Below are 26,747 nucleotides of genomic sequence, written 5' to 3'. Positions count from 1 at the left end.
ACAACGATCAGGTTTCTACGCATTACTGTGCGGCAATTTGGACAGTAGTGCTTGAAACTAGGTTCGCGATGCGAACTCGGGACTTCACCATGCGCCCGACTCCGGCGTGGTTAAGAAAAATGGCGACATTGATACGATTCTGCGTAGAACCGTCCGATTAGGCGTACGGGGGAACGCAATGTTGGAAGAGGAGGATGCCCAGGCAACTGGTGCGGGTGAAGTTACGATTGACGATAAGTCACTGATGGGTTTGACGACACGTATCCTGAAGGCCGTCAATTCGACGAGCGACAGAAACCGGGTGAAGAAAGACGACCTTCCTGGCCTGACGGGCCTGACGCGCTCGCAAGTGAATGCAATTCTCAATCCGGACTCACAGCGCTCGACGAAGATCTCGCTCGAATCGATCGCGAAGGTGGTCGACTTCGGCCAGAAGTTCGCCGGCAAACACCCGGACGAAGGCGTACGAAACCAGGTGTCCACCTATTGCAGCGTCATCACGCAGCGCCTTCACGGCTATCTCGAGCGAGGCGGGTTGAACCCGACCGAGCTTGCCTTCGTGGTCAATCTTCAACTCGACGATGACCACAAGCAAAGGCACTTCAGCGAGCGCCATGCCGGCGTCTACGCCCTTGTCCGCCTCGATCGGGAGGGGCACATCCTGATATCCCGCCTCGACATCTTCCCGCGGGTCAACCGGCTCTGCCGCTTCGCGACGGACAGCAAACATCCGGGGACGCGGGAGCCGACGGTGGAGGGATTCGTATTCGCCGTCGATGACGTGGTCCAGGCGGTCGGCAGGCCGGACAATTCGGGCCGTCTTCGCACATCGATCCTGCGTTCGCGCCGGCACGAGGCCTCCTGGGACCTTATGGGGCTGCGGCTGGGCACGTCCGACTATGACGGCGGCCCCTATGCCTATCGCATCTACTGCCGGCGGATCGCGGGAGGCGAGCATGCCGGCAAGGAGCTGCCCGACTGGGCCAGGCTCTTCGGCGCCCGCAAGTTCGAGGCGATCGAGGACATCGAGCAGCGCATCCAGGATATCGGCGAGATCCTGAAGCTGCTGAAGGAAGAGGAAGACGAGGACACGCCCTGGGGAATCCGGATCCCCACGGGCATCATGTCGGACGACAATGCAGGGGCGGCCCCGGCCAGCATCGACGAGGACTGAGCCGGCCAGCCGCTCCCTCCCCCCAACGGCGCCGCGATCAATAGACATCAATAGACTTCGTGCCAGTTCTCCACCGACGAGGCGCTGCTGGCCAGCCCCCAGCAGATCAGGCTCGGGCGGCTGGCCGAGGCCTTGCCCCTGACCAGCCGATATTCGAGCCGGCGGCAGCGAAAGCCGTCGACGGTCTCCTCGCGGAGCAGCGTCAGCGTGCCGACCGAGGCCCTGCCCTGCCAGCGCAGGCTCTGCCCGACCGTCCAGGTGCCGACGCGCATCGCGCGCTCGTTATACTTGCCGCTGAATTCGTCGAACTCGAACTTCGGGCGGCCGTCCAGCTCGATCCCGCCCTCGCAATCGTTGCAACTGACTTCGCCGAACTTGTTGTACCGCGTCTTCTGGGCTTCCACGTCCGCCGGGACGGCAATGTCGCCGACATAGCGAACCGCCTTGGCGGCCGCGGGCGCCGGCGCAGGCTGCCCGTTACCACCGGCGTCGCTCGCCCCGGCATTGCCCTCGGGTGCCGCCTCGGGGTTGTGCGCGCGCTTGCGGCCGGTACCGTCCACGGCGCTGGTGACACCCTGACGAACCTTCTGCTCCGCCTCGCTCTCGGCATGACTCACCGCGCGTTCGGCGAGGCGCTTGAGGAAGCCCTGGGCCTGCGCGGCCTGGGTCGCGGCGAGAAAGGCAGCGGCGAGCGCCGCCGCACGATAGAGATGCTGCATGGTCTACTCCTGATCGATGCGGGTGATGCGCGCGGTTACCTGACCGCCTTCATGCGGCGACGGACGTCTTCCCAGTCGGTCATGAACATCGCCGCGGCGAGACGGGAGACCGGACGCTCGGGGCTGAGCCGGTCGCTGCGCAGATCGTCATTCTCCTGGGAATAGCTTGAGACATGCACGAGCAGCGGATGCACGCCCGCCGCGCCGGGCTGGTACCAGCTGCGATCCTGCTGCAGCTGCAGCGCGAGCGGCCGCGGACCCCAGGCATATTCCGCATCGGGATCATAGTCGGGCAGACGATCGGCGAGGTAGAGGCCATAGGCGGCGCCAGTGCGGACCTGGAGGCCACCGCCCCACAGCCCCTCGGCCTGGACCCGGCGGCGGGCCATCATGTCATAGGGGTTTAGGTGCACGTTGAGCACCGCGCCCTCTTCCGAGGGCGTGACGTAGCGGCCGTCGCGCAGCACCGTGTCGGGCTTGCCGGCGATGACGCTCTTGGCGCGGATGCTGAAGATCGCCGCGACCAGCCGCACGCCGTCCAGCGTCGGCACCACCGAGATGTTGATGTCCGCCTGGAGGCTGGTGCCGCGCACGTCGCGCAGCGAAGGCTGCCGCATCAGCGCCTCGAACGCGACCATCGCGCGGCGGCGCAACAGGTCGATCTCGGCCACCGGGATCCGCGCCAGATTGGCCGGCTGGTGGACATGGATGTCGGGCGCCTTAGAGGTCCAGCCGGGCAGGCCGGTGCCCGGATCGGCTGCGCCGGCGGTCCAGCGCTGGATCAGCTTCTTCGGGGCGCGGCTGTCGACGGGCGCGGCCAGGGCCGTCGGCACCGGCGCGGCGGAGGACGCCGCGAACAGGCCGAGCATGGCAAGGTTGAACATCTGTCTCATCCGTCCGGCTTTCACAAAGGGGCTCGGCTGCGCTTCGTGCGGCGAGGCGGGGGCAACGCGCCGAAGCCATTGCCGGACTCCGGACGGCGAAGAGCCGAGAACCGCGCTCCGCTAGGCTGGGCGTCCGGTGCTTTCCATCTGGGCTCGCCCAAGTCGGTCATCGGCGCTGCGGGCGAACCGCTTCGCGACGAAGCCAGCCGCATGCGCGACCACGCCGGACATCGCGCCGCCGCGCGCATCCTTCCGCCGCATGCGGCACAGGAGCGGACGGGCGAGCCCACCCGGCTCGTATCCGGCTTTGTCGCCATGGCGGCGGGCCCCATCGCGGCAGCGCCCTGCCCGTCGCGCCCGGGCCCGCCCCGGCAATTTCCGGCGCGACAGCATGCCGCGCCGGCGACAGCTGGCCGCAGCACCAACGGGAGTCTCCGGTATGATCGTCCTACGCACCTTGCCGGCGCTGGCAGCGGGCCTGATGCTGTCGAGCGCGACCGTGCCGGCAGCCGCGGGGATGAAGGCCGCGCCGGCGAAATGCACCAGCGGCTGGGTGGGCAACGTCCAGTACAGCCGGCACATCGCCAACAGCCAGGACAAGACGGTAGCGCGTGTATCGGGCAAGGGCACCGACACGACCAGCTGGTCGATGACCTATGACTATGCCGCACAGGTGACGGTGCGCGCGACGGACAATCCGGACATCAGCCTGGGCCGGGCGAACATCAATCTGAAGTCGATCTCGACAGAGACCAAGGCGGCGCAAGACACGGACATGTGCATGCAGCAGCGCATGTACCGCACGGTATCGGGCAATTTCGTCTCGAAGAGCGAGACGCGCGCCAATGGCAACGGGCTCGACGCCGACGTCAATATCGGGGTGGACAGCGAAGGTACCTACCGCGTCAGCGTGCGCCTGCCCGAGATCAAGGGCGTCGTTTCCGGATCGGAATCGGGCAGCTTCCGTGGACAGTGCAAGGCGAAGGAAGGCGCCAGCCGCACCATCGCCGACCTGCCGACGACGATCGACCCGGTGCAGTTCTCCAGCGACGGATCGGACCGGGTAGATCCGCGCGAGCCCGACCGGCTGACCGGGAGCCATTCCGAGACGCTTGCCGGGGCGACCGACACGCTGAGCTGGAACCTGCGCCGCTGCGGCGGGGCGCTGCGGCTGGTCGACCTCAAGTTCGAGGACATGCGCTTCCCGACCTGGGGCGCCTGGCGGAAGATCACCGAGCAGGTTGGCACGATCGACGGCAACCTGGTGCGGATCACCGCCACCGTCGCCAATGACGGCCCCGAGGAGAAGCTGGCGACGCTCAAGCTGCGCGAGACCTACAAGGGCGACAAATGGGACGGCGCCAAGCCGGACAGCACGCTGGACGAAGGAACGCTGAGCGTGCCGGCGGGCGAGCAGCGCGACATCACCTTCGAATGGGACAGCTCGGGTTATGCCTGGTACGACGATGGCCGCCCCCGGCTGGTCCAGCGCATCCGGGCCGAGGTGGAGGACAAGGGCAAGAAGGCCGACGAGATGACGCGCAACCTGAAGGTGGCGCCGAAGCCGGTCGTGCTCGTCCACGGCCTGTGGTCGAACTGGCAGGCCTGGGAAATCTGGCAGAACATCCTGACCACCAGCCATTCCTATGACTGGAAGGCGTTCCCGGTGGGCGAGAAGCCCGATCATGGCCGGATGCGGACCGGCGACGAGCCCGGCAATTTCGCGCCGACCAATACGATCGACGAAAATGCCGCCCAGCTTTCGCGCTATGTCGAATATGCCCAGACCGACCGCAACGCCTGGCATGTTGACATCGTCGCCCATTCGATGGGCGGCCTGATCAGCCGGCGCTATATCCATGCGGCGATGCCGATCTATCCGGACGGCAAGCCGCAGGTGGGGCACCTGGTGATGCTGGGCACGCCCAACCGGGGCAGCAGCTGCGCCGACCTGATCAGCATCCCACTGGAGCTGGCCGGCAAATCCATGGACGCGCTGCGCGAGCTGCGGCCGGGATCGGTGCTGCGATTCAACCAGGTGAACGTCAACCGCAAGGGCGTGCCCTTCTCGATCCTGGCCGGAAACCCGCTGCCGCCGGTGTGCAGGATGCTGGCGATGAACGACGGGGTGGTCGCCGAATCCTCCGCGATCTGGACGATCGAGGACCATGCGGTGGAGCGCACCATCCACACCAGCCTGACCGGGACATCGCAATTCTCGTCCTTCGTGAAGCCGCGCCTTGCCATCGGCCCAGGCAAGCAGGGCGCGCAGGGCAAGCTTGCCGCGCTGCTGCCGGGCGGCGGTGGCGGGCGGCTGTTCGAATTCGCCCGCGCCTGCCTGGAATTCCTCGGGCTCGCCGACCCGAAGGACCCGGATGCGGGCGATTTCTCCAAGATGGCGATGCTTGCACCTGGGCAGGTGATGGAGATCGCCATTCCGGTGGAGGATGCCCGGAATTTTGGAGTCACCTTCGTCGCCGCCAGCACGGTCTCCGCGACACTGGCCGACGACAAGGGCACGGCGCTGGGCAGCAACCTGGCGGGCAAGCCCGAGGCGAGCCAGCTGTTCCGCGGCATCCTGGTAGATCGGGCGATCACCCGCGCCACCTGGAAGCTGACGCTGCGCAACGAGGACAAGGTGGAGCGCCAGGTCGTGCTCTCGACCTGGTCGAACGCGCGCTAGGCGCGGGTGCGCGGGAAGCCGGCGGCGAGGTGGTCGATCAGCGCGCGCACCGCGGGCGGCAGCCCGCGGCGGGTGGTGAAGACCAGATGGACGATCCCCTGCACCCCGCGCCATTCGGGAAGCACGCGGACGAGACGGCCGGACTCCAGCGCATCGAAGCAGACATGATCGGGCAGGATCGCGACCCCCAGCCCGTCGATCGCGGCGCTGCGCACCGCCGCCATGTCCTCGCAGCCCAGGCGCGGCTCGACGCGCAACACATGGCTGCGCCCCGCCTCCGTCTCGAGATGCCATTCGAGATCATCGGCCGCGTCACTGGTCGCGAGCGCGGGCACTTCGCCGAGCTGCTCGATCGTCTCGATCCGGTTGGCCAGCTGCGGGCTGGCGACGACAATGCGGGTCGACTTGCCGAGCGAACGCATCGTCAGCGCGGCATCGCTGGTCAGGCTGGCGCGGACCCGCAGCGCGAGATCGACGCGCTCGGCGATCAGGTCGACCGGGCGATCGGTCGCCACCAGCTGGAGCCGGACCTTGGGATAGCGCTGCAGGAAGGACGAGATCAGACCGGCGATCGGCTCGAGCATGCCGGTGGGGCAACTGAAGCGGATGCGGCCATGCGGCTCGGCCTGGGCCTGCAGCACCAGCGCCTCGGCCTGTTCGGCCTCCGCCAGTATCGCCCGGCAGCGCTCGTAGAAGGCCTGGCCGGTATCGGTGACGCGGAAGCGCCGGCTCGACCGCTCGATCAGGCGCAGGCCAAGCCGCGCCTCCAGCCCGGCGATGCGGCGGCTGAGCTTCGACTTGGGCTCGCGCAATGCCCGCCCCGCCGCGGCGAACCCACCATGCGCGACGACCTCCGCGAAATAGGCATAGTCATTGAGATCCACCCGCATCATCGTTCCTCCAATGGAACGCTAAGTGCCATATTCGCCGACTACACGCATCATCGTTCACGCTGCATCTCAGGCGGGCAACGGCGCTTTGCCGAACCGAAGGAGACAGAAGATGGCGAACAAGTTCCAGGACAAGGTGGTGGTGGTGACCGGCGGCACGAGCGGCATCGGCCTGGCCACGGCCAAGGCATTCGTGGCCGAGGGCGCATCGGTGTTCATCACCGGCCGCCGCCAGGACGCGCTCGACGCCGCGGTGAAGGCGATCGGCGGGCGAGTGACCGGGGTGCGCGGCGACATGGCCCAGCTCGCCGATATCGACCGGCTCTATGACGCGGTCCAGCAGCAGCATGCGCAGATCGACGTGGTGTTCGCCAATGCCGGCGGCGGCGAGATGGCCCCGCTGGGCGCGATCAGCGAGGAGCATTACGAGAAGACCTTCGCCACCAATGTGAAGGGCGTACTGTTCACCGTGCAGAAGGCGCTGCCGCTGCTCAAGGACGGCGCCTCGGTGATCCTGACCAGCTCGACCACCAGCATCTCGGGCACGCCGGCATTCAGCGTCTATTCGGCGACCAAGGCGGCGATCCGCAACTTCGCGCGCAACTGGATCCTCGACCTCAAGGACCGCCATATCCGGGTCAACGCCGTCAGCCCCGGCGTGACCGACACCGCCGGCCTGAACGAGCTGTTCGGCGGCGGCGAGCAGGCCGAGGGCACCAAGGACTATCTGGCGAGCCTGATCCCGGCCGGCCGCGTCGGCCAGCCCGAGGAGATCGCCAGGGCGGTGCTGTTCCTCGCCTCCGACGATGCCAGCTTCGTCAACGGCGTCGAGCTGTTCGTCGATGGCGGCCAGGCACAGATCTGATGACGGAAGCTCCCCGGGGTTCTTCCCCGGGGATGTCTCTAATTGATGGAGGACGAGATGGTACCGAACAGCGAATCCGCCGATCGCATCCGCGAACTGCTGCTGCGCAACCTCGAGGAAGTCTTCGGCGAGGGCGATTCCGGGCGCCGGCGCGCCGCGATCGAGGAACTCTGGGCCGAGGACGGCGTGCTCTATGCACCGACCGGGCCGGTCACCGGCCATGCCGCGATCGACGCGTTCGCCGGCACGCTACGGGCGATGCATCCCGACTTCGCCTATGCGCCGGGCAATCCGCAGATGCTGCACAATGCCGAGCGGCTCGGCTGGGGATCGGGACCCAGGGGCGAAGCGCCCGCCTATACCGGATGGGACTTCATCCTGGTGCGCGATGGCAGGATCGCCGCGCTCTATGTGTTCCTCGACGAAGGATCGGCGGAGTCGCGGCGCATGCGGGAGGCGGCCGGGAACTGAGCCGGGCGGGGCGGCCTCTGCGGAAAGGCCGCCGTGCTCCGATCCGCGCTTGCGATTGATAGTGAATCGCAATAATCGATCGCCACACGCTTTCACGGGGGCCGATCATGCGATTTCCGAAACTGATCCTGCTGGGCACGCTGGGCGCGATCGCGCTGGGCAGCGCCGCCCAGGCGCACATGCCCTATCTGCTCCCCACCCTGTTCGACGTGGGCAAGGGCGATCATGTGACGCTCACCTCGGCGTTCGGCGAGGATCCGTTCGTGCCCGAGATCGGCATGAAGGATGCGCCCTTCCACTTCATCAAGCCGGACGGGACGCGCGGCGAAGTCGGCAAGCCGACCTATCTGCGCGACCTGACCGTGTTCGAGGCGGACCTCTCGGCCGAGGGCACCTATCGCCTCACCACAGGCCAGCGGCTGGGCCGGATGGGCAAGATGTATTCGGTGGGCGGCAAGTGGATCATCGCGGGCGAGGATGGCGCGCCGCCGGCCGGTGCCAGGGAAGTCGCGGTGCAGAGCACGACGCTGGCGGAGGCCTATGTGACGCGGGGTGCGGCGAGCAGCGGTGCGCTCAAGCCGATCGGCACCGCGCTGGAAGTGCAGGCGATCACCCATCCGAGCGAGATCAGCTCGGGCAGCGACGCGAAGTTCCGGCTGTTCTTCGACGGCAAGCCGCTGGCGAACACCGAAGTCACGCTGTTCCGCGCGGCGGGCAATTATGACGGCAAGAAGATCGTCGCCACGACGACCTCCGATCCGCAGGGCAATTTCACCCTGAAGCCGAGCGATGCCGGCATCTATCTGATGCTGGTACGCCACCGCACCGAGGCGCCGGCGGGATCTGCGACTCCCTATCGCAGCTATACCTACACCCTCGCCTTCGACGCGGCCTGACTAGCGCGGCGGTTGCGCGGTTCGTCGCCGCGCAACCACCATATGCCGCAGGATCGGCTCGCCGGTGTGGATTTGTTCACCGATCGGCGGCAGGCCCGCGCCGGGGACAACTGCAAGGCGCGGGTAATGGGGGCAAGATTTGAGCGGGTGCTGGCGATTGCCATTGCGGCAATGCTGCTTTCCCCTTGCGCGATCTCCCATGCCAATGCCCCCGGACTGCCCCCCGAAGCCGCGATCGCCACCGGCGAGGCCAGCTATTATGCCGACCGCTTCGCCGGCAAGCGCACCGCCAGCGGCGAGGCCTATGACCCCAGCGACTTCACCGCCGCGCATCGCAGCCTGCCCTTCGGCACGCGGGTGCGGGTGACCGATGTCGCGAGCGGGCGGAGCGTGGTGGTGCGGATCAACGATCGCGGGCCCTGGGGCAGGGATCGGCTGATCGACGTCTCGCGCGCCGCCGCCAACGAGATCGGGCTGGCCCGTCGTGGCCGGGGTACCGTTTCGATCGCGCTGGCGCAGGACGACACCGACACCGAGGCCGCCCAGGACTAACGGAACGCCCAGCGCAGGGTGCTGGCGACGCCGCGGGTGCCGATGCGCACCGCCGGGGTGGCCAGGCCGGCGCTGGAGAGGCCGTGCATCGTCCGCGCCCAATCGGGCAGCAGATCGACCGCCGCACCGAAGGTCAGCGCCTGGAAGGGCTTCACCGCCATGCTCGGCGCCGGCTGGTCGAGGACCATGCGGGCAACTTCCCGGGTACGCGCATCGACGAGCAGCTCGGGACGCATTTCCGCGATAAAATTATCCGCGTCGGCCCGACGGCGAGGGATTCGAACCGCGCCCAGCGCTTCGGCGATACGGGCGAAATCGGCGAAATACCGGTCCTGATCCGCGAGACTCATGCCCGGCTCGGCATAGCGGATCCACGCATCGAGAAAGCTCACCGCCTCCGTCACATGCACCCAGGCGAGCAGGTGCGGATCGTCCGCCGCATAGGGCGTGCCGTCGGGCAGCACCCCCTTCACCCGCGTATGCACGTCGCGGACCTTGTCGATCATCTCCTGCGCCTCGGCCGCCGAGCCATAGGTCGTCACCGCGATGAAGCGCGCAGTACGGCGCAGCCGGCCGAGCATGTCGCCGCGGAAGGTCGAATGATCCCACACGCCCGCAAGCACCGCGGGATGGAGCATCTGGAGCAGCAGCGCCGCGACGCCGCCGACCATCATCGTCGTGACGTCGCCATGCACCCGCCACACCACCGACCGGGGACCGAACAGGCTCTCGTCCGGCTTGCGCTGGACCGGCTTCTCGCCGCGCGCCTGATCATTGAACACTGCGCGCACCTGCCCGATCAGCGCGGTGCGCAGCCGGTTCGCGATGCCGTCCGCCGGAGTCATGCACCCAAGTTAGGGTGTCCCGCACGCCGTGCAACCGCCCGGTTTTCGGAACGCCTCCGTGCTGATAGGATGTCATGACGTCATTCCCCCGGGGGCCCCAGCCTTGTTCCGATCGACGCGCTTCCGCGCGCTTGCCCTCACTACCGCCACCGCGCTGCTCGCCACCGCGGGCGCCGCGCAGATGCAGCCGATCGGCGACGGCACGGTGATGGCATCGGTGGAGCGGCTGCGGCCCGGCCAGTTCCTCTGGGTGCCCGAGATCGCCCCGAAAGGCCCAATGCTGGTGGTGGTCAACATCGCGACCCAGCGCGTGGTCGCCTACCGCAATGGGGTCCCCATCGCGGTCTCCACCGTATCGACCGGCAAGGCGGGCCACCGCACCCCGACCGGGGTCTTCACCATCCTGCAAAAGGCGAAGTGGCACCGATCGAGCAAATATTCGAACGCGCCGATGCCGTTCATGCAGCGGCTGACCTGGTACGGGATCGCGCTGCACGCGGGCAATTTGCCCGGCTATCCCGCCTCGCATGGCTGCATCCGCCTGCCGCATGAATTCGCGCGGCTGCTGTTCGACGAGACCGCGCTGGGGATGACGGTGATCGTCACCAACCAGGCGCCGGCGCTGCGGATCGGCGCCCAGCCCAATATGCCCGCCCTGCCCGCCGGCCCGGCGGTGTGGCGGCCCGAACTCTCGCGCTCCGGCCCGGTCTCTATCGTGGTGAGCGGCGCGGACCGGCGGATGGTGGTGCTGCGCGGCGGCGTGGAGATCGGATCGGCGCCGGTGGCGTTCAACGGCGTGATCGAGCGCACCCAGGCCTATGTGCTGCAGGACGTGACGGCGGGCCGGTATAACTGGAAGCGGCTGGCGCTGCCCGGCGAAGGCTATGCGGGCGGCAATGGCTTTACCGCGCAGGCGGACGGCTTCCAGGGCAGCGACCCGTTCCGCCGCGCGCTGGCCGAAGTGGTCGGCCCCGGCACCACCATGGTGGTGATCCCCGATTCGCTCGGCCTCGGGCCGGATCTCGCGCCGCCGCAGGAACCGGACGTGCTGATCGAGAATGATCCGGGGGTGGCGGACTGGATGGAGGATGCCAGCGTGATCGCGCGCTGAGAGTCAGTGCGTTCCGCTCCCCGGCGAAAGCCGGGGCCCAAGGTAACAGAGCGATCCGGCGGAGAAACCCTGGGACCCGGCTTTCGCCGGGGAACAGCTTCCGGGGAGGCCGGCCTCGGAATCCCCCCTCAAGTCGCCGCAATCCAAGCGAAGAAGCGAAACTAAACGCACCCCCAAGCGCTTTGCCGTTGACCCCGTAACGTTTCGCAGTGCAGCAACGCGCCTCATGGCTAGCCTCGCAATCGCAAATAACGAGGATGTTCGCTTCCTCGGTCGGCTCCTCGGCAACGTGATCCGTGCCTATGGCGGCGAGGAGCTGTTCAAGCGCATCGAATATATTCGATCGACCTCGGTCGACCGGGCGCGCGGCGTGGCCGGATCGGGATCGGTCGATCGCGGGCTCGACCGGCTGAGCCTGGACGAGACGCTCGATTTCACCCGCGGCTTCATGCTGTTCTCGATGCTCGCCAATCTGGCCGAGGACCGGCAGGGCGTGGCGAGCGAGAAGGATGCCGATATCGCCTCCGCGCTCAAGCGGCTGGAGAGCGAAGGCATCGGCCGCGACTCGGTGATGGCGCTGCTCGACCATGCGCTGGTCGCCCCGGTGCTGACCGCGCACCCGACCGAAGTGCGCCGCAAGTCGATGATCGACCACAAGAACCGGATCGCCGAGCTGATGCTGCTGCGCGACCAGGGCGTGGCCGAGACCGAGGACGGCGACCAGGTGGAGGAAGCGATCCTGCGCCAGATCGCACTCCTTTGGCAGACGCGCGTGCTGCGCCGCGAGAAGCTGGGCGTGGCCGACGAGGTGGAGACCGCCCTCTCCTATCTGCGCGACATCTTCCTGCCGGTGCTGCCGGCGCTCTATGCCCGCTGGGACCGGGCGCTGGGCAACCGCACGCCGAGTTTCCTGCGCCCCGGCAGCTGGATCGGCGGCGACCGCGACGGCAATCCCTTCGTCACCGCCGATTCGATGCAGTTCGCGCTGGCCCGCGCGGCCGAGGCGGTGCTCGGCTATTATCTCGACGCGGTCCACGCGCTCGGCGCCGAGCTGTCGATCTCGACCGAACATGTCGAAGTGAGCGAAGCGCTGCTCAAGCTGGCCGAAGCCAGCCATGACGAAGCGCGCAGCCGCGCCGACGAACCCTATCGCCGGGCGATCACCGGCGTGTACGCACGGCTTTCCGCCACGCATGAGAAGCTGACCGGCAAGGCGCCGCCGCGCCCGGCCGCGATCGCCGCCGAGCCCTATGCGACGCCAGCCGAGTTCCGCGACGAGCTGGTGACGATCGCCCGCGCGCTCGCCGACGAGGGCGCCGGCCCGCTCGCCACCGGCGGTGCGCTGGGCCGGCTGATCCGCGCGACCGAGACCTTCGGCTTCCACCTCGCCACGCTCGACATGCGCCAGAACAGCGCGGTGCACGAACGCGTGATCGCCGAACTGCTCAAGGCCGGCGGCGTGGTCGAGGATTATGCCGCGCTTTCGGAAGACGAACGCATCGCGCTGCTCCGCAAGGAGCTCGCCAATGCCCGGCCGCTGACCAGCCCCTATGCCGAATATTCGGAGGAGACCGCTTCCGAGCTGGCGATCGTCCGCGCCGCGGCGCAGGCGCATGCGAAGTACGGCCGCGCCTGCATCACCCATTACATCGTCTCGATGGCGCAGTCGGTGTCGGACCTGCTCGAGGTCCATATCCTGCTCAAGGAAGCGGGCCTCTACATCCCCGGCGACGAGCCGCAGGCGCATATCATGGCGATCCCGCTGTTCGAGACGATCGGCGATCTCGAAGCCGCGCCGCCGATCATGGAAGCCTGGCTCGGCCTGCCCGAAGTCGCGGCGATCGCGGCGAAGCGCGGCCACCAGGAAGTGATGATCGGCTATTCCGATTCGAACAAGGATGGCGGCTATCTGACTTCGACCTGGCAGCTGTCGCGCGGATCGACCGCGCTCAAGCCGGTGTTCGAGAAGGCCAATCTCGGCATGCAGCTGTTCCATGGCCGCGGCGGCGCGGTGGGTCGCGGCGGCGGATCGAGCTTCGCGGCGATCCTCGCCCAGCCCCGGGGCACGGTGCAGGGCCGCATCCGGGTGACCGAGCAGGGCGAGATCATCGCGGCGAAGTACGGCACGCGCGAGAGCGCGCGGACCAACCTCGAGGCGATGGCTTCGGCGACGCTGCTTGCCAGCCTGGAACCGGAGAAGCTGAACAAGGCCGATGCGGAGCGTTTCGCGGCGGCGATGGACCAGCTCTCCGACGCCGCGTTCAAGGCCTATCGCGGGCTGGTCTATGAGACCGAGGGCTTCACCAGCTTCTTCCGCCAGGCGACGCCGATCGCCGAGATCGCCGGGCTCAAGATCGGCTCGCGCCCGGCCAGCCGCAAGAAGAGCGACGCGATCGAGGACCTGCGCGCGATTCCCTGGGTGTTCAGCTGGGCGCAGGCGCGCGTGATGCTGCCGGGCTGGTACGGCGTCGGCCAGGCGATGGAGCAGTTCGAGGACAAGGGGCTGCTGCGCGAGATGGCGACGGCCTGGCCGCTGTTCGCCTCGACGCTGGCGAACATGGAGCAGGTGCTGGCCAAGTCCGACATGGAGATCGCCGCGCACTATGCCGCGCTGGTCGAGGATGCGGGCCTGCGCGACAAGATCTTCGGGCAGATCCGCGAGGGCTGGCAGAAGACGCATGACGGGCTGCTCCAGGCGACGCGCCAGACGCGGCTGCTGGAGAAGCACCAGGCGCTGGAGACCTCGATCCGGCTGCGGCTGCCCTATATCGAGCCGCTGAACCTGCTGCAGATCGAGCTGCTCAAGCGCCACCGCGCCGGCGAGGAGGATCCGCGGATCGGCGAAGGCATCCTGCTGTCGATCAACGCGATCGCGACGGCGCTGCGGAACAGCGGGTAAGGCAGAGCGCGGTTCTACTCTCGTCATGCCCGCGAGGGCGGGGATGACGGTAATTCCGGCTTCGGAATCCCTATCCCCGTCATGCTGAACTTGTTTCAGCATCCAACGCGCCTCAGGCCATATCCTTGGTGGAGCGTTGGACCCTGAAACAAGTTCAGGGTGACGGTGGTTCTGTGGCCGCCTCAGTCCAGGAACGGCGCCGCGACTTCGGGGGGCACGCGGATCAGGCGTTGCGTCGCGCGGTCGATGATCGCCCAGGTGGTCTTGGCCTCGACCCGCACCTTCCCGTCGGCGCCGGTGAACTTCATGTGGCGATCGAAGCGCGCGCCGCGCGGGGAATGGGGTACCCAGGTCTCGGCGGTTACCGTCTCGCCTTCGCTGACATTGCCGCGATAATCGATCTCGTGCCGGGTCACGACCCAGAAATAGGCCGCCTCATGCTCGGGCGCGGCGACGGCATACCAATGCGCCACCGCCACGTCCTGGATCCACTTCACCCAGACGGCATTGTTGACATGGCCGAGCTCGTCGATGTCTTCGGGCCCGGCGGTGATCGTCGCGGTGTAGCTGGGCATCTGTCCTTCCGGCTTGATCGGGCGAGCTTCCCCCGCTTCGCCTTGCGCTGCAAGATGCCGCTGCACCCTATTCGGGATTTCTCGTCATCCCGGCTCAAGGCCGGGATGACGGTGTAGGGGCCGAGACGGGCTCAGCCGCGAATGGCGGTGCAGGCGATCGGCGGCTGGCCCGGCGCCTCGTACGACATGGCGTCGCCCTTGCCCTGGAAGGTCACCTGGCCGTCCGAATAGCGGATGCCCGAGGCCATGACCTGCTGCTGGAGCGTGACGCTCGTGCCGGCGCGGGTGACGACGGCGCTGCCCTTGTCGGGATCGAAGCGGGCGACGATGCGGACGCCGTCCATGCAGCGGAAGCGCGCGGTGATCGCCTTGCCCGCGCCCTTCGCGGGCGCCTTGTCGAGCGGCGCGGGCGAGGCATCGGTGGTGATGTTGGTCTCTTCGGCCTGCGCGGCGTTGACCGGTGCGGCGGGCTGCTGGCTGGAGCAGGCGCCGAGCGCGAGCAGGGCGATAAGGGGTAGGCGCATCGGGGAAATCCTTGGTTCGTTCGGCAGCGTAACGAACGCCCGATGCGCCCGTTCCCGTCAATCTTCCAGGGGTCGATTTCCGACAAAGCCGAGCTTGGTGATGCCCGCGCGCTTCACGGTCGCGAGCACGCCGTCGAACCGCTCATAGCGCGCTTCGGGATCGGTCTGGAGATGCAGCGCCGCCCCCGATTGCTGGAGCGCGGTCAGCCTGGCGGGCAGCGCTGCATCGGGGAGCGCGGCGCCGTTCCAGTAGAGCGAACCCTGGCGATCGATCGCGAGCACCGCGGGCGGCTGCGGATCGACGGTGCCGTGGCCGACGGGGAGATCGACCGGCACCTTGTGGCTGGCGATCGGGATGGCGATGATGATCACGACGAGCAGGACGAGCATCACGTCGATCAGCGGCGTGATGTTGATCGCGCCGATCGGGGCGGCATCGGGAAGACGACGGACACGTATTGCACGGGCCATGGCAGCTCTCCTCGTTATGATGATATACCGTAACACAACGAAGAAGGTTGGCAAGACTGGCTTATCGCCTCAGCAATTCTCGTATTTCCAGTTGCGGCGCTTGCCCTCGCGCATCCAGGCGACCGCCTCGGCGACGCGCCTGGCCTTGGTCTCGGGCCGCTTGGCCTCGGCGATCCATTCGCAATATTCGCGGCGGCAGCCGGGCGGGAAGGCGGTGAAGGCGGCCTGGGCGGCGGCGTCTCCGGCCAGCGCCTCGGCGAGCTCGGGCGGGACTTCGGCCTCGCCCTTGGGGGCGGCACGGGGACGGGCGGGCTTCGCTTCGCCGAGCCGGGCCACCGCGTCGCGGATCAGCTGCTCGACCTCCTCGGCCGGCGGCAGGTCGGCGAGCGATTCGATGCGGCCGAACTGGCCCATCGCCTCGCCTTCCCTGCCGGTTTCATTCTCCTGGCGGTTCCAGAAGCCGAAGCTCGCATGCGCCTTGAACGCGGCCATGTTGGCGAGCGGCTTGCCGCCCAGGGTGAAGAAGGGGTGCGACCATTTGATCGTCTCCTCCACCTGCGGCACCGCGACGTGGAAGCGATCGCGCAGCCAAGTGAGGATCGGCCGCGCGAACTCGGCGCGGCCCTCGATATAGGCGTCCACCCTGGGGTCCCTGGTCATGGGGCGGCATGTTCCGCCGCTCCATGCCGCAGGTCAATACGGGGTTTCAGGGCTCGAGCGAGTCCTCGTCGGCATCGTCGAGATCGTCGTCATCCTCGAGCTCGTCCTCGTCGAAATCGTCCTGGACCTCGTCCTCGGAGATGGCGCGCTCGGTCTGCTCGGCCTCGTCATCCTCCTCGCCGATCTCGTCGTCGACCATGCGGAGGTCGTCCGCGTCGTCATCGTCGTCGTCGCCGAAATCGGGGGACAGGTCGGTCAGGATATCGCCGTCGCTCGGGCCGTCATTGGTCGCCTCGAGGATCTCGGCGCGCTGGCTCTCGTCATAGCCTTCCTCGTCGAAACCGTCGTCACCCGAACCACGTCCCGGAACCTGGTAACCGCCCATTGCCTGTCCTCACGTAACGCGCCCGCCACCGCGGCGGGCCTCGTGAGTGCGAACGGCGATGGCGCCCGAGCGTTCCCTAGCCGGGGCGGAACATGCGTCCGCGCTCGGTCACCGCTACTACCACGAAAGCGATGACCCCCATAAGCAGGAATCCGGCGTAGAGCGGCACGGTGGTGCCATCGAACGCCTGGCCGATCGCCGCGCCGATCACCGCCGAGCCGAGCGTGGTGACGAAGCCCTGGAGGCTGGACGCGGTGCCGGCGATCTCGCCCATCTTCTCCATCGCCATCGCCGAGAAGTTCGAGGTGGAGAGGCCGACACAGCCCATCATCAGCGCCTGGAGCACCGTGAAGCTCCAGATCGATTCGAAGCCGGCCAGGGCGATGGCAAGGTGGACCGCGGCAAAGGCGATCATGCCCGCCAGAGCCGTGTGCGATATCCGGCGCATGCCGACCTTCATCACCAGCCGCGAATTGAGGAAGGAGCCGAGCGCCATGGTCGAGGCGACGCAGGGGAAGACCACCGCGAGCAGCCCGGGCGCGTGGAACACGTCCTCCATCACCTGCTGCACCGAGCCGATGAAGCCGAACATGCCGCCCGAGAGCAGCATGATGCCGATCGTGTAGCCCACCGCCTGGCGATCGCGCAGCATCAGGCCGTAATCGGCGACGATGCGCGCCGGGTTGAGCGAGAGGCGGCTCTCCTGGTCCAGCGTCTCGGGCATGCGCAGCCAGAACCACAGCACCACCGCGGCCGCGACACCGCCGATCGCCCAGAAGATCAGCCGCCAGGAACCGGCGTAGAGGATCAGCTGCCCCAGGCTGGGCGCGACGATCGGCGCCGCCATGAAGACGATGAAGGCCAGGCTCATCACCCGCGCCATCGCGCGGCCGGCGAAACAGTCGCGCACCAGCGCCACCGATACGACGCGTGCACCCGCCGCCGACGCGCCCATCGCGGCGCGGGCGATCAGCAACAGGGTGAAGCTGCCCGAGGCAGCGGCGACCACGCTGGTCACCACATAGGAAGTGAGCGCGATCGCCAGCACCGGGCGGCGCCCGAAGCGATCCGACAGCGGGCCATAGGCAAGCTGGGCGACGGCGAAACCGATCAGGAAGGCCGTGATGACGTACTGGCGATGATTGGGCTCGGCCACGCCGAGGCTGTGGCCGATCGCCGGCAGGGCAGGCAGCATCGAATCGATGCCGAGCGCGGTGAGCGCCATCATCGCGGCGACGAGGCTGACGAACTCGCCGAACGCGAGCGGCGCCTTATTCTGGGCGCTTGCTGTGAGGTGCGGCTCTTCCATAGCCGCGCAAATGGCGCATCCTCGCCGCTACGTCACCCCCTGTTGCATTGCCGGCATGCGTCCGTCCTTGCGTCCAAGGTCGCCATTCCGGCGACCAGGGGCCCGCGCCCTGCTTGGTCGGCGCCAGGGCCCATAGTAGCCCGGACGAAAGGTACATCGGGATCGCCGCGGCCAATGCGCCGGCCGACGCCAGACCTACCGCGTTCGAGGGAGCCGATGAGCAAGCTGCGCCTTATCCCGTCCCTGGCTTTCGGCCTGATCCTCACCAGCGCGGCGAACCCGCCGGCACCCGCCGGAACGCCAGGCGCCGCCCAATGCCCCAGAGGATGGTCGGGGTCGGTCCAATTCACGCGGAAGCAAATGAGTACGCTGTCCAAATCCGCGCCACGGATCGCCGGCAAGGGCATCCAGACCTCCAATTCGACGACGAACTATGATTATTCGGCGCGGATCAGGGTGCGCGAGACGCCCGAACGGCGCGGCTACAGCGTCGCCACAGCCAATGCGAGCTCGCTGCTCAGCTTCTCCGAAAGCCGTTCGTCTACGGATCAGGCCGTGTGCAGCGGCGAGCGCCAGCCGCGGACGATGTCAGGCTCCTTCACCACGCAACGGGAAACCCGCGCCAGCACCCCCGGCGTCGAGGCGAACGTCAGCGTCACGATGAGCGCGAACGGCGCTTATTCGATCGGCATATCCGTGCCCGCGCTGCATTCGACCACCACCGGGTCGAGCTCGAGCAGCTACAGCGGCCAGTGCTATCCCAAGAAGGGCGGCACCACCAACGTGCCGCCCGTCGAAGGCCGCACCGACCCCATCTCCTTCTCCACCGACGGCTCGCACCGGGTGCCGCTCTCCAACCTCGACCATCTGTCGGGCAGCTATTCGAAGAAGTATGGCAACGTCACCGATACGCTTGTCTGGGATCTCCGGCGGTGCGGCACGCCGTTGCGCCTGGTGGACCTCAAGTTCGAGGACATGAAGTTCCCGCTCTGGGAAGCATGGCGGGAGGTGACGCCCGAAACCACAACGGTCGACGGCAACATCGTGCGGATGCGAGCGATCGTCGCCAATGACTCGGGCGAGGACCAGTCGGCCACGCTGATGTTCAAGGACAGGGATCAGCCAGGAAAGAACATGCCGGAAGGCCCGGCCAAGCTGCTGAAGCAGGTCTCTTTCAACGTCCCGGCCGGCGAGGAGAAAACCGTCGATTTCCTTTGGGATACATCGGGCCACGCCTGGTACGATGACGGCCGCCCGAAGCACCGCCAGTCGATCAAGGCCGAAATCTGGGACAACAACAAGAAGATCGACGACCTCTCACGGAATCTGAATCTGGCGCCCAGGCCGCTCGTGCTGGTCCATGGCTACTGGGCCGATTGGTCGATGTGGAGAACCTGGCCCTCCATGCTCAACGAAACGCACTATGCCGGCTGGAATGCATTCGCGGTCGGCGAGAGGCCGGGCAATGGGAAGATGGACATGGGCGAGAGCGCGACGTCGCTGAAGCCCACCAAGACGATCAGCCAGAATGCCGCGGAACTGACGCGCTATATCCGCTATGCGCAGGAATTCTCCAATGCCTGGCACGTCGATATCGTCGCGCATACGATGGGGGGTCTGGTGGCGCGGCAATATATTCACCTGTCGATGCCGATCTACCCCGATGGCAAGCCGCAGGTCGCCCACCTTTTGATGCTGGGAACGCCGAATCTGGGCAGCCCCTGCGCCGACGTGATGAGCGCGCCCCTGGAGGCCATCGGCAAGCCGGTCGAGGCGTTGCGCGAGATGCGGACGGGCGCCGTCGCGCAGTTCAACAAGCATATTGTCGAGCGCAAGGGCGTGGAGTTCTCGGCCCTCGCCGGCACCCATGGCGTTCCCAGATGCTATTCGCTGGACTTCAATGACGGCTTCACCCCGGTGCCGTCGGCGCTCTGGACGATTGCGGACACCGCCAGGATGAACATCCTGTACGACACCATGGCCAGCGGCGGCGTGTTTTCCGACTTCGTGATGCCAAGGATCGCGAAGGGACCGGGGGTTCGACCGGCCGGGATCAAGCTGGAAGGCCCCAAATCCCGCACCCCATAGCGCCGGGCCGACTTTCAGGAATGACTATTGGCTGGCATGGCTCTTCCATCGCCGCGCCGCAGCGCCAAGCCCTGTTGCGCTGCCGGCATGCTTCCGCTAGTGTGTTGCGTAGATAATACGCTGGAGACTGGTCGATGCGTTATTTGCCGCTGCTGCTCCTTCCCCTCGCGCTTGCCGCCTGCGGCGGCGAGGGTACCTCGATCTCGATCAACGCGCATTCGGGCGATGGCGACAATGCTGTGTTCGCGATGAACAACGGCGCCGTATCGGTGAAGAGCGACGGCTTCGAGGGCAGCTTCAAGGTCCCGAACATCAAGATGACCGCCGAGAATTTCGACATGGACGGCGTGAAGCTCTATCCCAATTCGACGATCACCAGCTTCAACGTCGATGCTACGGACCATGCCGGCAAGCAGAAGGACGAAGGCAAGGTGACCGCCGCCTTCTCCAGCCCCGCCGACCTTGCCAAGGTGCAGGGCTGGTTCCGCGAGAAGCTGACCGACAAGGGCTTCAAGTTCAACGAGAAGGGCAATGGCTTCGCCGGCACCACCGATGATGGCGAGAGCTTCACCATCGATCTTTCGGCGGACGGCGGGGCGAAGACCAGCGGCAAGATGGTGATTGTCGGGAGCTAGAGCTGGGCGGTTCGCCGCCTGGCTGTTCCCCGGCGAAAGCCGGGGGCCAGGGTAACAGAGCGACACGGCAGAGAAACCCTGGGCCCCGGCTTTCGCCGGGGAAGCGGGTTGGGCGCATAGCGCTTTGACCCCGCGCAATTCGCGCGGCGGCCGATCGAGTCATGGCGGCGCCGGGGCGCCTCTTGTCGCGCCGGTATCGGCGGGTCTAACTGACCGCCAAGGAGACTCGATAAAATGGCTACTATTCTCGACGAGGTGCCTCTCGTCTCGATGGCCGAGCAGGCGAACGACCCTGAGGGGTTCGCCCAGAAGTTCGGCCAGTCGTTCCGCCGCTTCGGCTTCGCGATGGTCGCCGATCACGGCGTGCCGCAGGAGCTGATCGATCGCGCCTGGGCGAAGACCAAGGAATTCTTCGCGCTGAGCGAGGAAGAGAAGCGCCAATATCATATTCCCGGCGGCGGCGGCGCGCGTGGCCTGACGCCGTTCAAGACCGAGATCGCCAAGGGCGCGACGCATGTCGACCTGAAGGAATTCTGGCATATCGGCCGCGAGCTGGCCAAGGGCCACCGCTTCGAGGAGCAGATGGCGCCGAACATCTGGCCGCACGCGCCGGAAGGCTTCAAGGAGACCTTCCTCGAGCTGTTCCAGGCGCTGGACGATGCCGGCGACCGGCTGCTCTCGGCGATCGCGGTCTATCTCGGCCTCGAGCCGCACTGGTTCGACCGCGCGGTGAAGGACGGCAATTCGGTGCTACGCCTGCTCCACTATCCGCCGGTGCCGGCCGATGCTCCCGAAGTGCGCGCCGGCGCGCATGAGGACATCAACCTGATCACGCTGCTGCTCGGCGCCGAGGAAGCAGGCCTCGAGCTGCTCGACAAGGACGGCCGCTGGCTGCCGGTCAAGCCGCCCGAAGGCGCGATGGTGGTCAATGTCGGCGACATGCTGCAGCGGCTGACCAACCATTACCTGCCCTCGACGACGCACCGCGTCGTGAACCCGCCGGTCGAGCGCCGCGGCACGCCGCGCTACTCGATGCCCTTCTTCCTGCATCCGGCGCCGGACTTCCTGATCGAGACGCTGCCGTCGACGATCACGGACGAGAATCCGAACCGCTATCCGACGCCGATCACCGCGCACGACTATCTGTTCGAGCGGCTGGTCGAGATCGGGCTGATCAAGAAATAGTATCTTGAAAGCCCCTCCCCCTCGGGGGAGGGGTTTGGGGTGGGGCCTATCCGCGGGCGCAAGTCTCTGCGAGACGTCCCCCACCCCCAACCCCTCCCCTGAAGGGGAGGGGCTTTTCTTTTCGTGAGAGAGATAGATGACCGAACCGCTTCGTATCGCACTTGCTGGCCTTGGCACCGTCGGGGCGGGCGTGATCCGCCTGATCGACGCGAATGCGGAGCTCATCGCCCGCCGCGCCGGCCGGCCGATCGAAGTGGTCGCCGTATCCGCCCGCGATCGCGCCAAGGATCGCGGCGTCGATATCACCCGCTTCGACTGGGTGGACGACACCGCCGAGCTGGCGCGCCATCCCAAGGCCGATGTCGTCGTCGAGCTGGTCGGCGGGTCGGACGGCCCGGCACTTACCCTCGCCCGCGCCTCGCTCGCCGGGGGCAAGAGCTTCGTCACCGCCAACAAGGCGATGATCGCGCATCACGGGCTCGAGCTCGCCAATGCCGCCGAGACCGCCGGGCTGGCGCTCAAGTTCGAAGCCGCGGTGGCCGGCGGCGTGCCGGTGATCAAGGGGCTGCGCGAAGGCGCCGCCGCCAACGAGATCGCCCGCGTCTACGGCATCCTCAACGGCACCTGCAATTTCATCCTGTCCAAGATGGAGGCCGAGGGCCGCGACTTCGCCGAGATCCTCGCCGAGGCGCAGCGGCTGGGCTATGCGGAAGCCGATCCGAGCTTCGACATCGACGGCGTCGATGCCGCGCACAAGCTGTCGATCCTCGCCAGCCTGGCCTTCGGCACCCAGCCGGCGTTCGACCAGGTGGCGATCACCGGCGTGCGCCATGTGCTCGCCGCCGACATCGCCGAGGCGGCGTCGCTGGGCTATCGCATCCGCCTGCTCGGCGTGGCCGATGCCGGCAGCGGCGGGCTGTTCCAGCGCGTCCACCCGCACCTCGTGCCGCTGAGCCATCCGCTGGCGCATGTGACCGGCTCGACCAACGCGGTGGTGGCGGAAGGCAATTTCGTCGGCCGGCTGCTGTTCCAGGGCGCGGGCGCGGGCGACGGCCCGACGGCAAGCGCCGTGGTCGCCGACCTGATCGACATCGCCCGCGGCGAATTCGGTCCGCCCTATGCGATGCCGGCCGCGGCGCTTGCCGCGCCGGGCGCCGCCGACACCGGCGAGCGGACCGGCCGCGCCTATGTGCGCTTCACCGTGGCGGACAAGGTGGGCGTGCTCGCCGAGATCGCCGCGGCGATGCGCGATGCCGGCGTCTCGATCGAGAGCCTGATGCAGCGCGGCGCCAATCCCGATGGCAGCGTGCTCGTGGCGATCGTCACGCATGAAGGGCCGGAACGCGCGGTGGCGCAGGCGCTCGACAAGCTGCGCGGCTCGGCCAGCCTGACCGGCGAGCCGATGTGGATGCACATCCTGGGCGGTTAATCGCTCAGGCTGGTCTTCACCAGCGCCTTCCCCTTGCTCGGGCAGACCGGCGCACCGGTGGTGCCGCACGCCATGCCGGTGTTGCGCACCGCATCGCCCTTGGCATCGGCGATCTCGGTGCTGGGCAGCGGCAGGCGGTAGCGCTGGTTGGGATCGACCTTTACGATCGGGATCGCCGCCACCGGCCGGGCGCTGGCCGGGATGCGGGTGACCCGCGTCACCCGCGCCTTGGCCCGGCGGCGCTGCGGATCGATCGCGGGCGTGGCACCGGACAGGGTGAGGGCGACGAGCAGCAGCATAACAGGACTCTCCGAAGCGGGTTCATCGCGCCCAACGCACGTCCCGCCGTCCGGGTCCCTCAGGGGGCGAGGTCGCGGCGGACATAGCGCACGCCGCGCGCGCTGACCGTGGCGGTGACGCCCACCGATCCGCAGCGCACGGTGAAGGCGCCCTGGCCGCAGGGCAGGCTGCCATCGGCGCGATCGAACAACCGGTCGAGGCGGCCCTGATCGGTGTCCGGGCCATTATAGGTCGTCTCCAGCGGCACGCGGTACCGGTCCGCCTCGCGCCGCGAGCAGACGACGATCTCGCTCTCGTCGCGGGCACGCTGGCAAGCCGGATTGGCGGACCAGCGCTCGCGGTGAAGCGCCAGCACCTCGGCAGGTGTCGGGGCATGGTCCTGGGCAAGCAACAGCAACGCGATCACCAGCATCTGCACGTCCTCCGCCCCCGGATTTCGTTACGCTAGCGCCATGTTGTGGCGGAATTGGGAGCAGTGCCGGCCTGACAACGTTAGCGGCATCGACAAGCGCCACGGCGCTGCCTAATCGCCGCCCCAAGTCCAATCACCGGGGTACCCCATGACTCAGCCCAGCCACGCCCTTGACCGTGTCCTCGTCCTCGAAATGGTACGCGTGACCGAAGCGGCGGCGATCGCCGCTTCCACCCTGGTCGGGCGCGGCGACGAGAAGGCGGCCGATGCCGCCGCGGTCGAGGCGATGCGCGACGCCCTCAACAAGCTCTATCTCGACGGCACCGTGGTGATCGGCGAGGGCGAGCGCGACGAGGCGCCGATGCTGTTCATCGGCGAGAAGGTCGGCGCGGCGCAGGGCAAGGGCCCGGCGATCGACATCGCGCTCGATCCGCTCGAAGGCACCACGATCTGCGCCAAGGCCGGGCCGAACGCGCTGGCCGTGCTGGCAGTCGCCGAGAAGGGCGGCCTGCTCAACGCGCCGGACGTGTACATGGACAAGATCGCGGTCGGCCCGGGCTATCCCGAGGGCGTGATCGACCTCACCAGGACTCCGACCGAGAATGTCTGCGCGATCGCCAAGGCCAAGGGCGTGCAGCCCCACGAGATCATCGCCTGCGTGCTCGACCGCCCGCGCCACGAGAAGCTGATCGCCGAGCTGCGCGACATCGGCTGCGGCGTGGTGCTGATCGGCGACGGCGACGTGGCCGGCGTGATCGCCACCACCGATCCCGAGACCACGATCGACGTCTATATGGGCCAGGGCGGCGCCCCCGAGGGCGTGCTCGCCTGCGCGGCGCTGCGCTGCGTCGGCGGCCAGTTCAAGGGCCGGCTGGTGTTCCGCAACGACGACGAGCGCCAGCGCGCGCGCAAATGGGGCATCGAGGATCTCGACAAGATCTATGACCTGACCGAGCTGGCCAAGGGCGACTGCATCTTCGCGGCGACGGGTGTCACGGACGGCTCGCTGCTCGAGGGCGTGAAGCGCTTCGCCACCAAGATGACCACCGAGAGCGTGGTGATGCGCGCGCATTCGGGCACGGTGCGCTGGGTGAAGGGCGAGCACCGGCTGTAAGGGCTGGCGGTTCGGCCGGCCCCACAGCTCCCTGGCTTTCGCCGGGGAGCCGGCAGGAGTGAGTCAGGCGCTCGCCACCAGGCCCTGCGCCACTGCGAAGGGTAGCCAGCTTGCCACGGCGGCATCCGCCGGCACCGCTTGCGCGGGATCGTCGGGCAGCAGCACCAGCCAGTCATATTGCCAGGGCTTGAGCGGCAGGCAGGAAACGCGGTAGTTCGCCCGCGCCACAGCGAGCAGCGTCGGATCGGGCCTGGGCGGAATCGGCTCGCCGCCGGCGAGCATCTCGCTGAAGTCGAAGGGCAGTGCGAGCAGGCGCATGCTGTCCGGCCGGTAGAAGTGCCGGGTACCGGCCATGGCGAGCAGCTCCGCGATCGCCGGATCGATGCCGGGCCAGGCCGGTCCTGCGCCCTCCACCCCACGCGCGCGGTGCACTTCCGCCTTGGTCCGCTCGATCCGCGCAAGCGCGCCAGGGATCGCCTCTACCGCTTGGGGATTGCCCGGTGGCCGCGCCGCTTCGAGCCAGTCGGCGAAGCGGGCGCCGAAATCGTAAAGCGTGTAGCTGTGAGATGGGTATGCCGCAATATAGCCCTGGGCGAAGAGCTGGAACGCCGTCGGCCCGGCCAGCGCGGCGAGCAGCGGATATTCGCTCTCCAGGCACTCGACCAGCCGCTGGCGATAGCTGCGAGCATAGATATGGATGCGGTCCTCGGCGGTGAGGCGGTTGTCGCCGCGGACATGGTCGCGCGCGCCCTGGTCGGACGCGGCGAGGATCGCTTCCTGCATCCAGTCCTGGAGACCGGCAAACTCGGGTTCAGGCGGCAAGCGGCAGCCCTTCGCGCACGCGCCGCGCCTTGGCCAGTTCGCCTGCGACCACGTCGAAGGCCGGGATATTGGCATCCCACTCGACCATCGTCGCGACCGGGCCGCAGCGCTCCCAGACATGCGCATAGAGCGGCCACACCGCGTCGGGCACCGGCGCGTCATGCGTGTCGATCAGATGGGTACCGTGATCGCTCGGCCCGGCGAGATGGACCTGGACGACATGGTCGGCCGGGATCGCGTCGAGATATTCGAACGGATCGAGCGCGTGGTTGAAGCTCGAGACATGGACATTGTTGACGTCGAGCAGCAGCCCGCAGCCGGTGCGCTCGCACAGCCGGGCGAGGAACTCCGCCTCGGGCATCTGGCTGGCGCGGAACTCGAGATAGGTGCTGGGGTTCTCGACGATCAGCGGGCGGCCGAGGAAATCCTGCACAGCAAGCACCCGATCGGCGACATGCGCCAGCGCCGCCTCGGTCAACGGCAGGGGTAGCAGGTCGTGGCTGTTCACCCCCTGCACCCCGGTCCAGCAGAGATGATCGGAGACCCAGAGCGGCCGGAAGCGCTCGGCAAGGTCGCGCAGCTTGCCGAGATAGGCAATGTCGAGCGGCGCGGTGCTGCCGATCGACAGCGACACGCCGTGGAGCACGACCGGCCGGTGCGCCGCGACATGCTCGAACACGCGCATGCCCCAGCCGTGATTGTCGAGCAGGTTCTCGGTGATCGCCTCGAACCAGTCGACGCCCCAATTCTCCGGGGGCGTCGACATCAGATGCGGAAAATGCTCCTCGCGCAGCCCCAGCCCGTCGCCGGGATTGGGCAGGCCGAGCCGGGGCTGCGTCATCCTCCTGC

Annotated in this window: 27 protein-coding genes; 13 read left to right on the top strand and 14 right to left on the bottom strand. The window is 67.7% G+C overall.

Going from position 1 to position 26,747, the window contains the following annotated elements:
- Positions 1 to 178 precede the first annotated feature (178 nt).
- Complete coding sequence (locus O3305_RS17405) at positions 179 to 1,174, top strand: hypothetical protein (protein ID WP_269573660.1); 996 nt, start codon at positions 179 to 181, stop codon at positions 1,172 to 1,174.
- A gap of 47 nt (positions 1,175 to 1,221) precedes the next feature.
- On the opposite strand, the gene O3305_RS17400 is transcribed toward O3305_RS17405, so the two are convergent.
- Together O3305_RS17400 and O3305_RS17395 are read right to left on the bottom strand one after the other, a co-directional pair.
- Positions 1,222 to 1,893 (bottom strand): hypothetical protein, encoded by a 672-nt coding sequence (locus tag O3305_RS17400; protein WP_269573659.1) that lies wholly within the window; start codon positions 1,891 to 1,893, stop codon positions 1,222 to 1,224.
- A 35-nt stretch (positions 1,894 to 1,928) separates the two neighbouring features.
- Positions 1,929 to 2,777 carry a hypothetical protein gene (locus O3305_RS17395; RefSeq protein ID WP_269573658.1) on the bottom strand — a complete coding sequence of 283 codons (849 nt, stop codon included), beginning with the start codon at positions 2,775 to 2,777 and terminating at the stop codon, positions 1,929 to 1,931.
- A gap of 439 nt (positions 2,778 to 3,216) precedes the next feature.
- Between O3305_RS17395 and O3305_RS17390 the strand changes: the two genes are divergently transcribed.
- Positions 3,217 to 5,460 carry an esterase/lipase family protein gene (locus tag O3305_RS17390; RefSeq protein ID WP_269573657.1) on the top strand — a complete coding sequence of 748 codons (2,244 nt, stop codon included), beginning with the start codon at positions 3,217 to 3,219 and terminating at the stop codon, positions 5,458 to 5,460.
- Here the strand turns inward: O3305_RS17390 and O3305_RS17385 are convergent.
- On the bottom strand, positions 5,457 to 6,350 hold the full coding sequence (locus tag O3305_RS17385; RefSeq protein ID WP_269573656.1) for a LysR family transcriptional regulator: 894 nt from the start codon (positions 6,348 to 6,350) through the stop codon (positions 5,457 to 5,459). The genes O3305_RS17390 and O3305_RS17385 overlap by 4 nt on opposite strands.
- A gap of 112 nt (positions 6,351 to 6,462) precedes the next feature.
- On the opposite strand from O3305_RS17385, the gene O3305_RS17380 reads away from it, so the two are divergent.
- From O3305_RS17380 to O3305_RS17365, 4 genes are all read left to right on the top strand, one after another.
- Entirely contained in the window at positions 6,463 to 7,215 is a 753-nt protein-coding gene (locus O3305_RS17380; protein WP_269573655.1) for an SDR family NAD(P)-dependent oxidoreductase, read from the top strand.
- A gap of 57 nt (positions 7,216 to 7,272) precedes the next feature.
- Positions 7,273 to 7,686, top strand: a complete 414-nt coding sequence (locus O3305_RS17375) for a nuclear transport factor 2 family protein (protein WP_269573654.1) — start codon at positions 7,273 to 7,275, stop codon at positions 7,684 to 7,686.
- A 107-nt stretch (positions 7,687 to 7,793) separates the two neighbouring features.
- Positions 7,794 to 8,582, top strand: coding sequence for a DUF4198 domain-containing protein (locus O3305_RS17370; RefSeq protein WP_269573653.1), 789 nt, complete (start codon positions 7,794 to 7,796; stop codon positions 8,580 to 8,582).
- A gap of 126 nt (positions 8,583 to 8,708) precedes the next feature.
- Positions 8,709 to 9,134, top strand: a complete 426-nt coding sequence (locus tag O3305_RS17365) for a septal ring lytic transglycosylase RlpA family protein (RefSeq protein WP_269573652.1) — start codon at positions 8,709 to 8,711, stop codon at positions 9,132 to 9,134.
- Here the strand turns inward: O3305_RS17365 and O3305_RS17360 are convergent.
- Entirely contained in the window at positions 9,131 to 9,979 is an 849-nt protein-coding gene (locus O3305_RS17360) for an oxygenase MpaB family protein (protein WP_269573651.1), read from the bottom strand. The genes O3305_RS17365 and O3305_RS17360 overlap by 4 nt on opposite strands.
- A 103-nt stretch (positions 9,980 to 10,082) precedes the next feature.
- Here O3305_RS17360 and O3305_RS17355 point away from each other — a divergent pair, with 103 nt between their 5' ends.
- Positions 10,083 to 11,090 (top strand): L,D-transpeptidase, encoded by a 1,008-nt coding sequence (locus O3305_RS17355; protein WP_269573650.1) that lies wholly within the window; start codon positions 10,083 to 10,085, stop codon positions 11,088 to 11,090.
- A gap of 226 nt (positions 11,091 to 11,316) precedes the next feature.
- Entirely contained in the window at positions 11,317 to 13,989 is a 2,673-nt protein-coding gene (gene ppc / locus O3305_RS17350) for a phosphoenolpyruvate carboxylase (protein ID WP_269573649.1), read from the top strand.
- A 182-nt stretch (positions 13,990 to 14,171) separates the two neighbouring features.
- Here ppc and O3305_RS17345 read toward each other — a convergent pair whose 3' ends face one another.
- The 6 genes from O3305_RS17345 to O3305_RS17320 form a co-directional block, all read right to left on the bottom strand.
- Positions 14,172 to 14,564 (bottom strand): acyl-CoA thioesterase, encoded by a 393-nt coding sequence (locus O3305_RS17345; RefSeq protein WP_269573648.1) that lies wholly within the window; start codon positions 14,562 to 14,564, stop codon positions 14,172 to 14,174.
- A gap of 131 nt (positions 14,565 to 14,695) precedes the next feature.
- Positions 14,696 to 15,088, bottom strand: a complete 393-nt coding sequence (locus O3305_RS17340) for an MliC family protein (RefSeq protein WP_269573647.1) — start codon at positions 15,086 to 15,088, stop codon at positions 14,696 to 14,698.
- Positions 15,089 to 15,145: 57 nt separating this feature from the next.
- Complete coding sequence (locus O3305_RS17335) at positions 15,146 to 15,559, bottom strand: ExbD/TolR family protein (RefSeq protein ID WP_269573646.1); 414 nt, start codon at positions 15,557 to 15,559, stop codon at positions 15,146 to 15,148.
- 69 nt (positions 15,560 to 15,628) lie between these two features.
- Complete coding sequence (locus tag O3305_RS17330; protein ID WP_269573645.1) at positions 15,629 to 16,219, bottom strand: YdeI/OmpD-associated family protein; 591 nt, start codon at positions 16,217 to 16,219, stop codon at positions 15,629 to 15,631.
- Between the two features lie 46 nt (positions 16,220 to 16,265).
- Positions 16,266 to 16,604 (bottom strand): DNA primase, encoded by a 339-nt coding sequence (locus tag O3305_RS17325; protein ID WP_269573644.1) that lies wholly within the window; start codon positions 16,602 to 16,604, stop codon positions 16,266 to 16,268.
- Positions 16,605 to 16,680: 76 nt separating this feature from the next.
- Positions 16,681 to 17,913 (bottom strand): multidrug effflux MFS transporter, encoded by a 1,233-nt coding sequence (locus O3305_RS17320; RefSeq protein ID WP_269573643.1) that lies wholly within the window; start codon positions 17,911 to 17,913, stop codon positions 16,681 to 16,683.
- A 174-nt stretch (positions 17,914 to 18,087) separates the two neighbouring features.
- Here O3305_RS17320 and O3305_RS17315 point away from each other — a divergent pair, with 174 nt between their 5' ends.
- From O3305_RS17315 to O3305_RS17300, 4 genes are all read left to right on the top strand, one after another.
- Positions 18,088 to 20,001: an esterase/lipase family protein gene (locus O3305_RS17315; RefSeq protein WP_269573642.1), complete on the top strand. Its 1,914-nt coding sequence runs from the start codon at positions 18,088 to 18,090 to the stop codon at positions 19,999 to 20,001.
- 134 nt (positions 20,002 to 20,135) lie between these two features.
- Entirely contained in the window at positions 20,136 to 20,636 is a 501-nt protein-coding gene (locus tag O3305_RS17310; protein ID WP_269573641.1) for a hypothetical protein, read from the top strand.
- 234 nt (positions 20,637 to 20,870) lie between these two features.
- Positions 20,871 to 21,821, top strand: a complete 951-nt coding sequence (locus tag O3305_RS17305) for an isopenicillin N synthase family dioxygenase (RefSeq protein ID WP_269573640.1) — start codon at positions 20,871 to 20,873, stop codon at positions 21,819 to 21,821.
- 136 nt (positions 21,822 to 21,957) lie between these two features.
- Positions 21,958 to 23,250, top strand: coding sequence for a homoserine dehydrogenase (locus O3305_RS17300; protein WP_269573639.1), 1,293 nt, complete (start codon positions 21,958 to 21,960; stop codon positions 23,248 to 23,250).
- On the opposite strand, the gene O3305_RS17295 is transcribed toward O3305_RS17300, so the two are convergent.
- Entirely contained in the window at positions 23,247 to 23,549 is a 303-nt protein-coding gene (locus O3305_RS17295; protein ID WP_269573638.1) for a hypothetical protein, read from the bottom strand. The two genes, O3305_RS17300 and O3305_RS17295, sit on opposite strands and share 4 nt — an antisense overlap.
- Positions 23,550 to 23,608: 59 nt before the next feature.
- The gene (locus O3305_RS17290) at positions 23,609 to 23,962 is read right to left on the bottom strand and encodes a hypothetical protein (RefSeq protein WP_269573637.1); all 354 of its coding nucleotides are present in this window, start codon (positions 23,960 to 23,962) and stop codon (positions 23,609 to 23,611) included.
- A gap of 148 nt (positions 23,963 to 24,110) precedes the next feature.
- On the opposite strand from O3305_RS17290, the gene glpX reads away from it, so the two are divergent.
- Entirely contained in the window at positions 24,111 to 25,076 is a 966-nt protein-coding gene (gene glpX / locus O3305_RS17285) for a class II fructose-bisphosphatase (RefSeq protein WP_269573636.1), read from the top strand.
- 63 nt (positions 25,077 to 25,139) lie between these two features.
- Here the strand turns inward: glpX and O3305_RS17280 are convergent, their stop codons facing one another.
- Both O3305_RS17280 and bufB read right to left on the bottom strand, forming a co-directional pair.
- On the bottom strand, positions 25,140 to 25,898 hold the full coding sequence (locus O3305_RS17280) for an HvfC/BufC N-terminal domain-containing protein (protein WP_269573635.1): 759 nt from the start codon (positions 25,896 to 25,898) through the stop codon (positions 25,140 to 25,142).
- Positions 25,888 to 26,739 (bottom strand): MNIO family bufferin maturase, encoded by an 852-nt coding sequence (bufB, locus tag O3305_RS17275; RefSeq protein ID WP_269573634.1) that lies wholly within the window; start codon positions 26,737 to 26,739, stop codon positions 25,888 to 25,890. The genes O3305_RS17280 and bufB overlap by 11 nt, the downstream gene beginning before the upstream one ends.
- Positions 26,740 to 26,747 lie beyond the last annotated feature (8 nt).

It is taken from the genome of Sphingomonas sp. NIBR02145, assembly GCF_027359115.1.
In the GTDB taxonomy this organism is placed as follows: domain Bacteria; phylum Pseudomonadota; class Alphaproteobacteria; order Sphingomonadales; family Sphingomonadaceae; genus Sphingomonas; species Sphingomonas kyeonggiensis_A.
The sequence above is the reverse complement of the archived record's forward strand: the minus strand, read 5'-3'. Positions and strand labels throughout refer to the sequence as shown.

Excerpts from the sequence above, each read along its gene's own strand:
- O3305_RS17340 (WP_269573647.1), bottom strand. The coding sequence starts at position 15,088 with ATGCGCCTACCCCTTATCGCCCTGCTCGCGCTCGGCGCCTGCTCCAGC.
- O3305_RS17375 (WP_269573654.1), top strand. The coding sequence starts at position 7,273 with ATGGTACCGAACAGCGAATCCGCCGATCGCATCCGCGAACTGCTGCTG.
- O3305_RS17310 (WP_269573641.1), top strand. The coding sequence starts at position 20,136 with ATGCGTTATTTGCCGCTGCTGCTCCTTCCCCTCGCGCTTGCCGCCTGC.
- O3305_RS17315 (WP_269573642.1), top strand. The coding sequence starts at position 18,088 with ATGCGCCGGCCGACGCCAGACCTACCGCGTTCGAGGGAGCCGATGAGC.
- O3305_RS17370 (WP_269573653.1), top strand. The coding sequence starts at position 7,794 with ATGCGATTTCCGAAACTGATCCTGCTGGGCACGCTGGGCGCGATCGCG.
- O3305_RS17290 (WP_269573637.1), bottom strand. The coding sequence starts at position 23,962 with ATGCTGGTGATCGCGTTGCTGTTGCTTGCCCAGGACCATGCCCCGACA.
- O3305_RS17345 (WP_269573648.1), bottom strand. The coding sequence starts at position 14,564 with ATGCCCAGCTACACCGCGACGATCACCGCCGGGCCCGAAGACATCGAC.
- O3305_RS17295 (WP_269573638.1), bottom strand. The coding sequence starts at position 23,549 with ATGCTGCTGCTCGTCGCCCTCACCCTGTCCGGTGCCACGCCCGCGATC.
- O3305_RS17360 (WP_269573651.1), bottom strand. The coding sequence starts at position 9,979 with ATGACTCCGGCGGACGGCATCGCGAACCGGCTGCGCACCGCGCTGATC.
- O3305_RS17320 (WP_269573643.1), bottom strand. The coding sequence starts at position 17,913 with ATGGAAGAGCCGCACCTCACAGCAAGCGCCCAGAATAAGGCGCCGCTC.
- O3305_RS17365 (WP_269573652.1), top strand. The coding sequence starts at position 8,709 with ATGGGGGCAAGATTTGAGCGGGTGCTGGCGATTGCCATTGCGGCAATG.
- O3305_RS17380 (WP_269573655.1), top strand. The coding sequence starts at position 6,463 with ATGGCGAACAAGTTCCAGGACAAGGTGGTGGTGGTGACCGGCGGCACG.
- ppc (WP_269573649.1), top strand. The coding sequence starts at position 11,317 with ATGGCTAGCCTCGCAATCGCAAATAACGAGGATGTTCGCTTCCTCGGT.
- O3305_RS17330 (WP_269573645.1), bottom strand. The coding sequence starts at position 16,219 with ATGACCAGGGACCCCAGGGTGGACGCCTATATCGAGGGCCGCGCCGAG.
- O3305_RS17390 (WP_269573657.1), top strand. The coding sequence starts at position 3,217 with ATGATCGTCCTACGCACCTTGCCGGCGCTGGCAGCGGGCCTGATGCTG.
- O3305_RS17335 (WP_269573646.1), bottom strand. The coding sequence starts at position 15,559 with ATGGCCCGTGCAATACGTGTCCGTCGTCTTCCCGATGCCGCCCCGATC.
- O3305_RS17300 (WP_269573639.1), top strand. The coding sequence starts at position 21,958 with ATGACCGAACCGCTTCGTATCGCACTTGCTGGCCTTGGCACCGTCGGG.
- O3305_RS17400 (WP_269573659.1), bottom strand. The coding sequence starts at position 1,893 with ATGCAGCATCTCTATCGTGCGGCGGCGCTCGCCGCTGCCTTTCTCGCC.
- O3305_RS17305 (WP_269573640.1), top strand. The coding sequence starts at position 20,871 with ATGGCTACTATTCTCGACGAGGTGCCTCTCGTCTCGATGGCCGAGCAG.
- bufB (WP_269573634.1), bottom strand. The coding sequence starts at position 26,739 with ATGACGCAGCCCCGGCTCGGCCTGCCCAATCCCGGCGACGGGCTGGGG.
- O3305_RS17325 (WP_269573644.1), bottom strand. The coding sequence starts at position 16,604 with ATGGGCGGTTACCAGGTTCCGGGACGTGGTTCGGGTGACGACGGTTTC.
- O3305_RS17395 (WP_269573658.1), bottom strand. The coding sequence starts at position 2,777 with ATGTTCAACCTTGCCATGCTCGGCCTGTTCGCGGCGTCCTCCGCCGCG.
- O3305_RS17405 (WP_269573660.1), top strand. The coding sequence starts at position 179 with ATGTTGGAAGAGGAGGATGCCCAGGCAACTGGTGCGGGTGAAGTTACG.
- O3305_RS17385 (WP_269573656.1), bottom strand. The coding sequence starts at position 6,350 with ATGCGGGTGGATCTCAATGACTATGCCTATTTCGCGGAGGTCGTCGCG.
- glpX (WP_269573636.1), top strand. The coding sequence starts at position 24,111 with ATGACTCAGCCCAGCCACGCCCTTGACCGTGTCCTCGTCCTCGAAATG.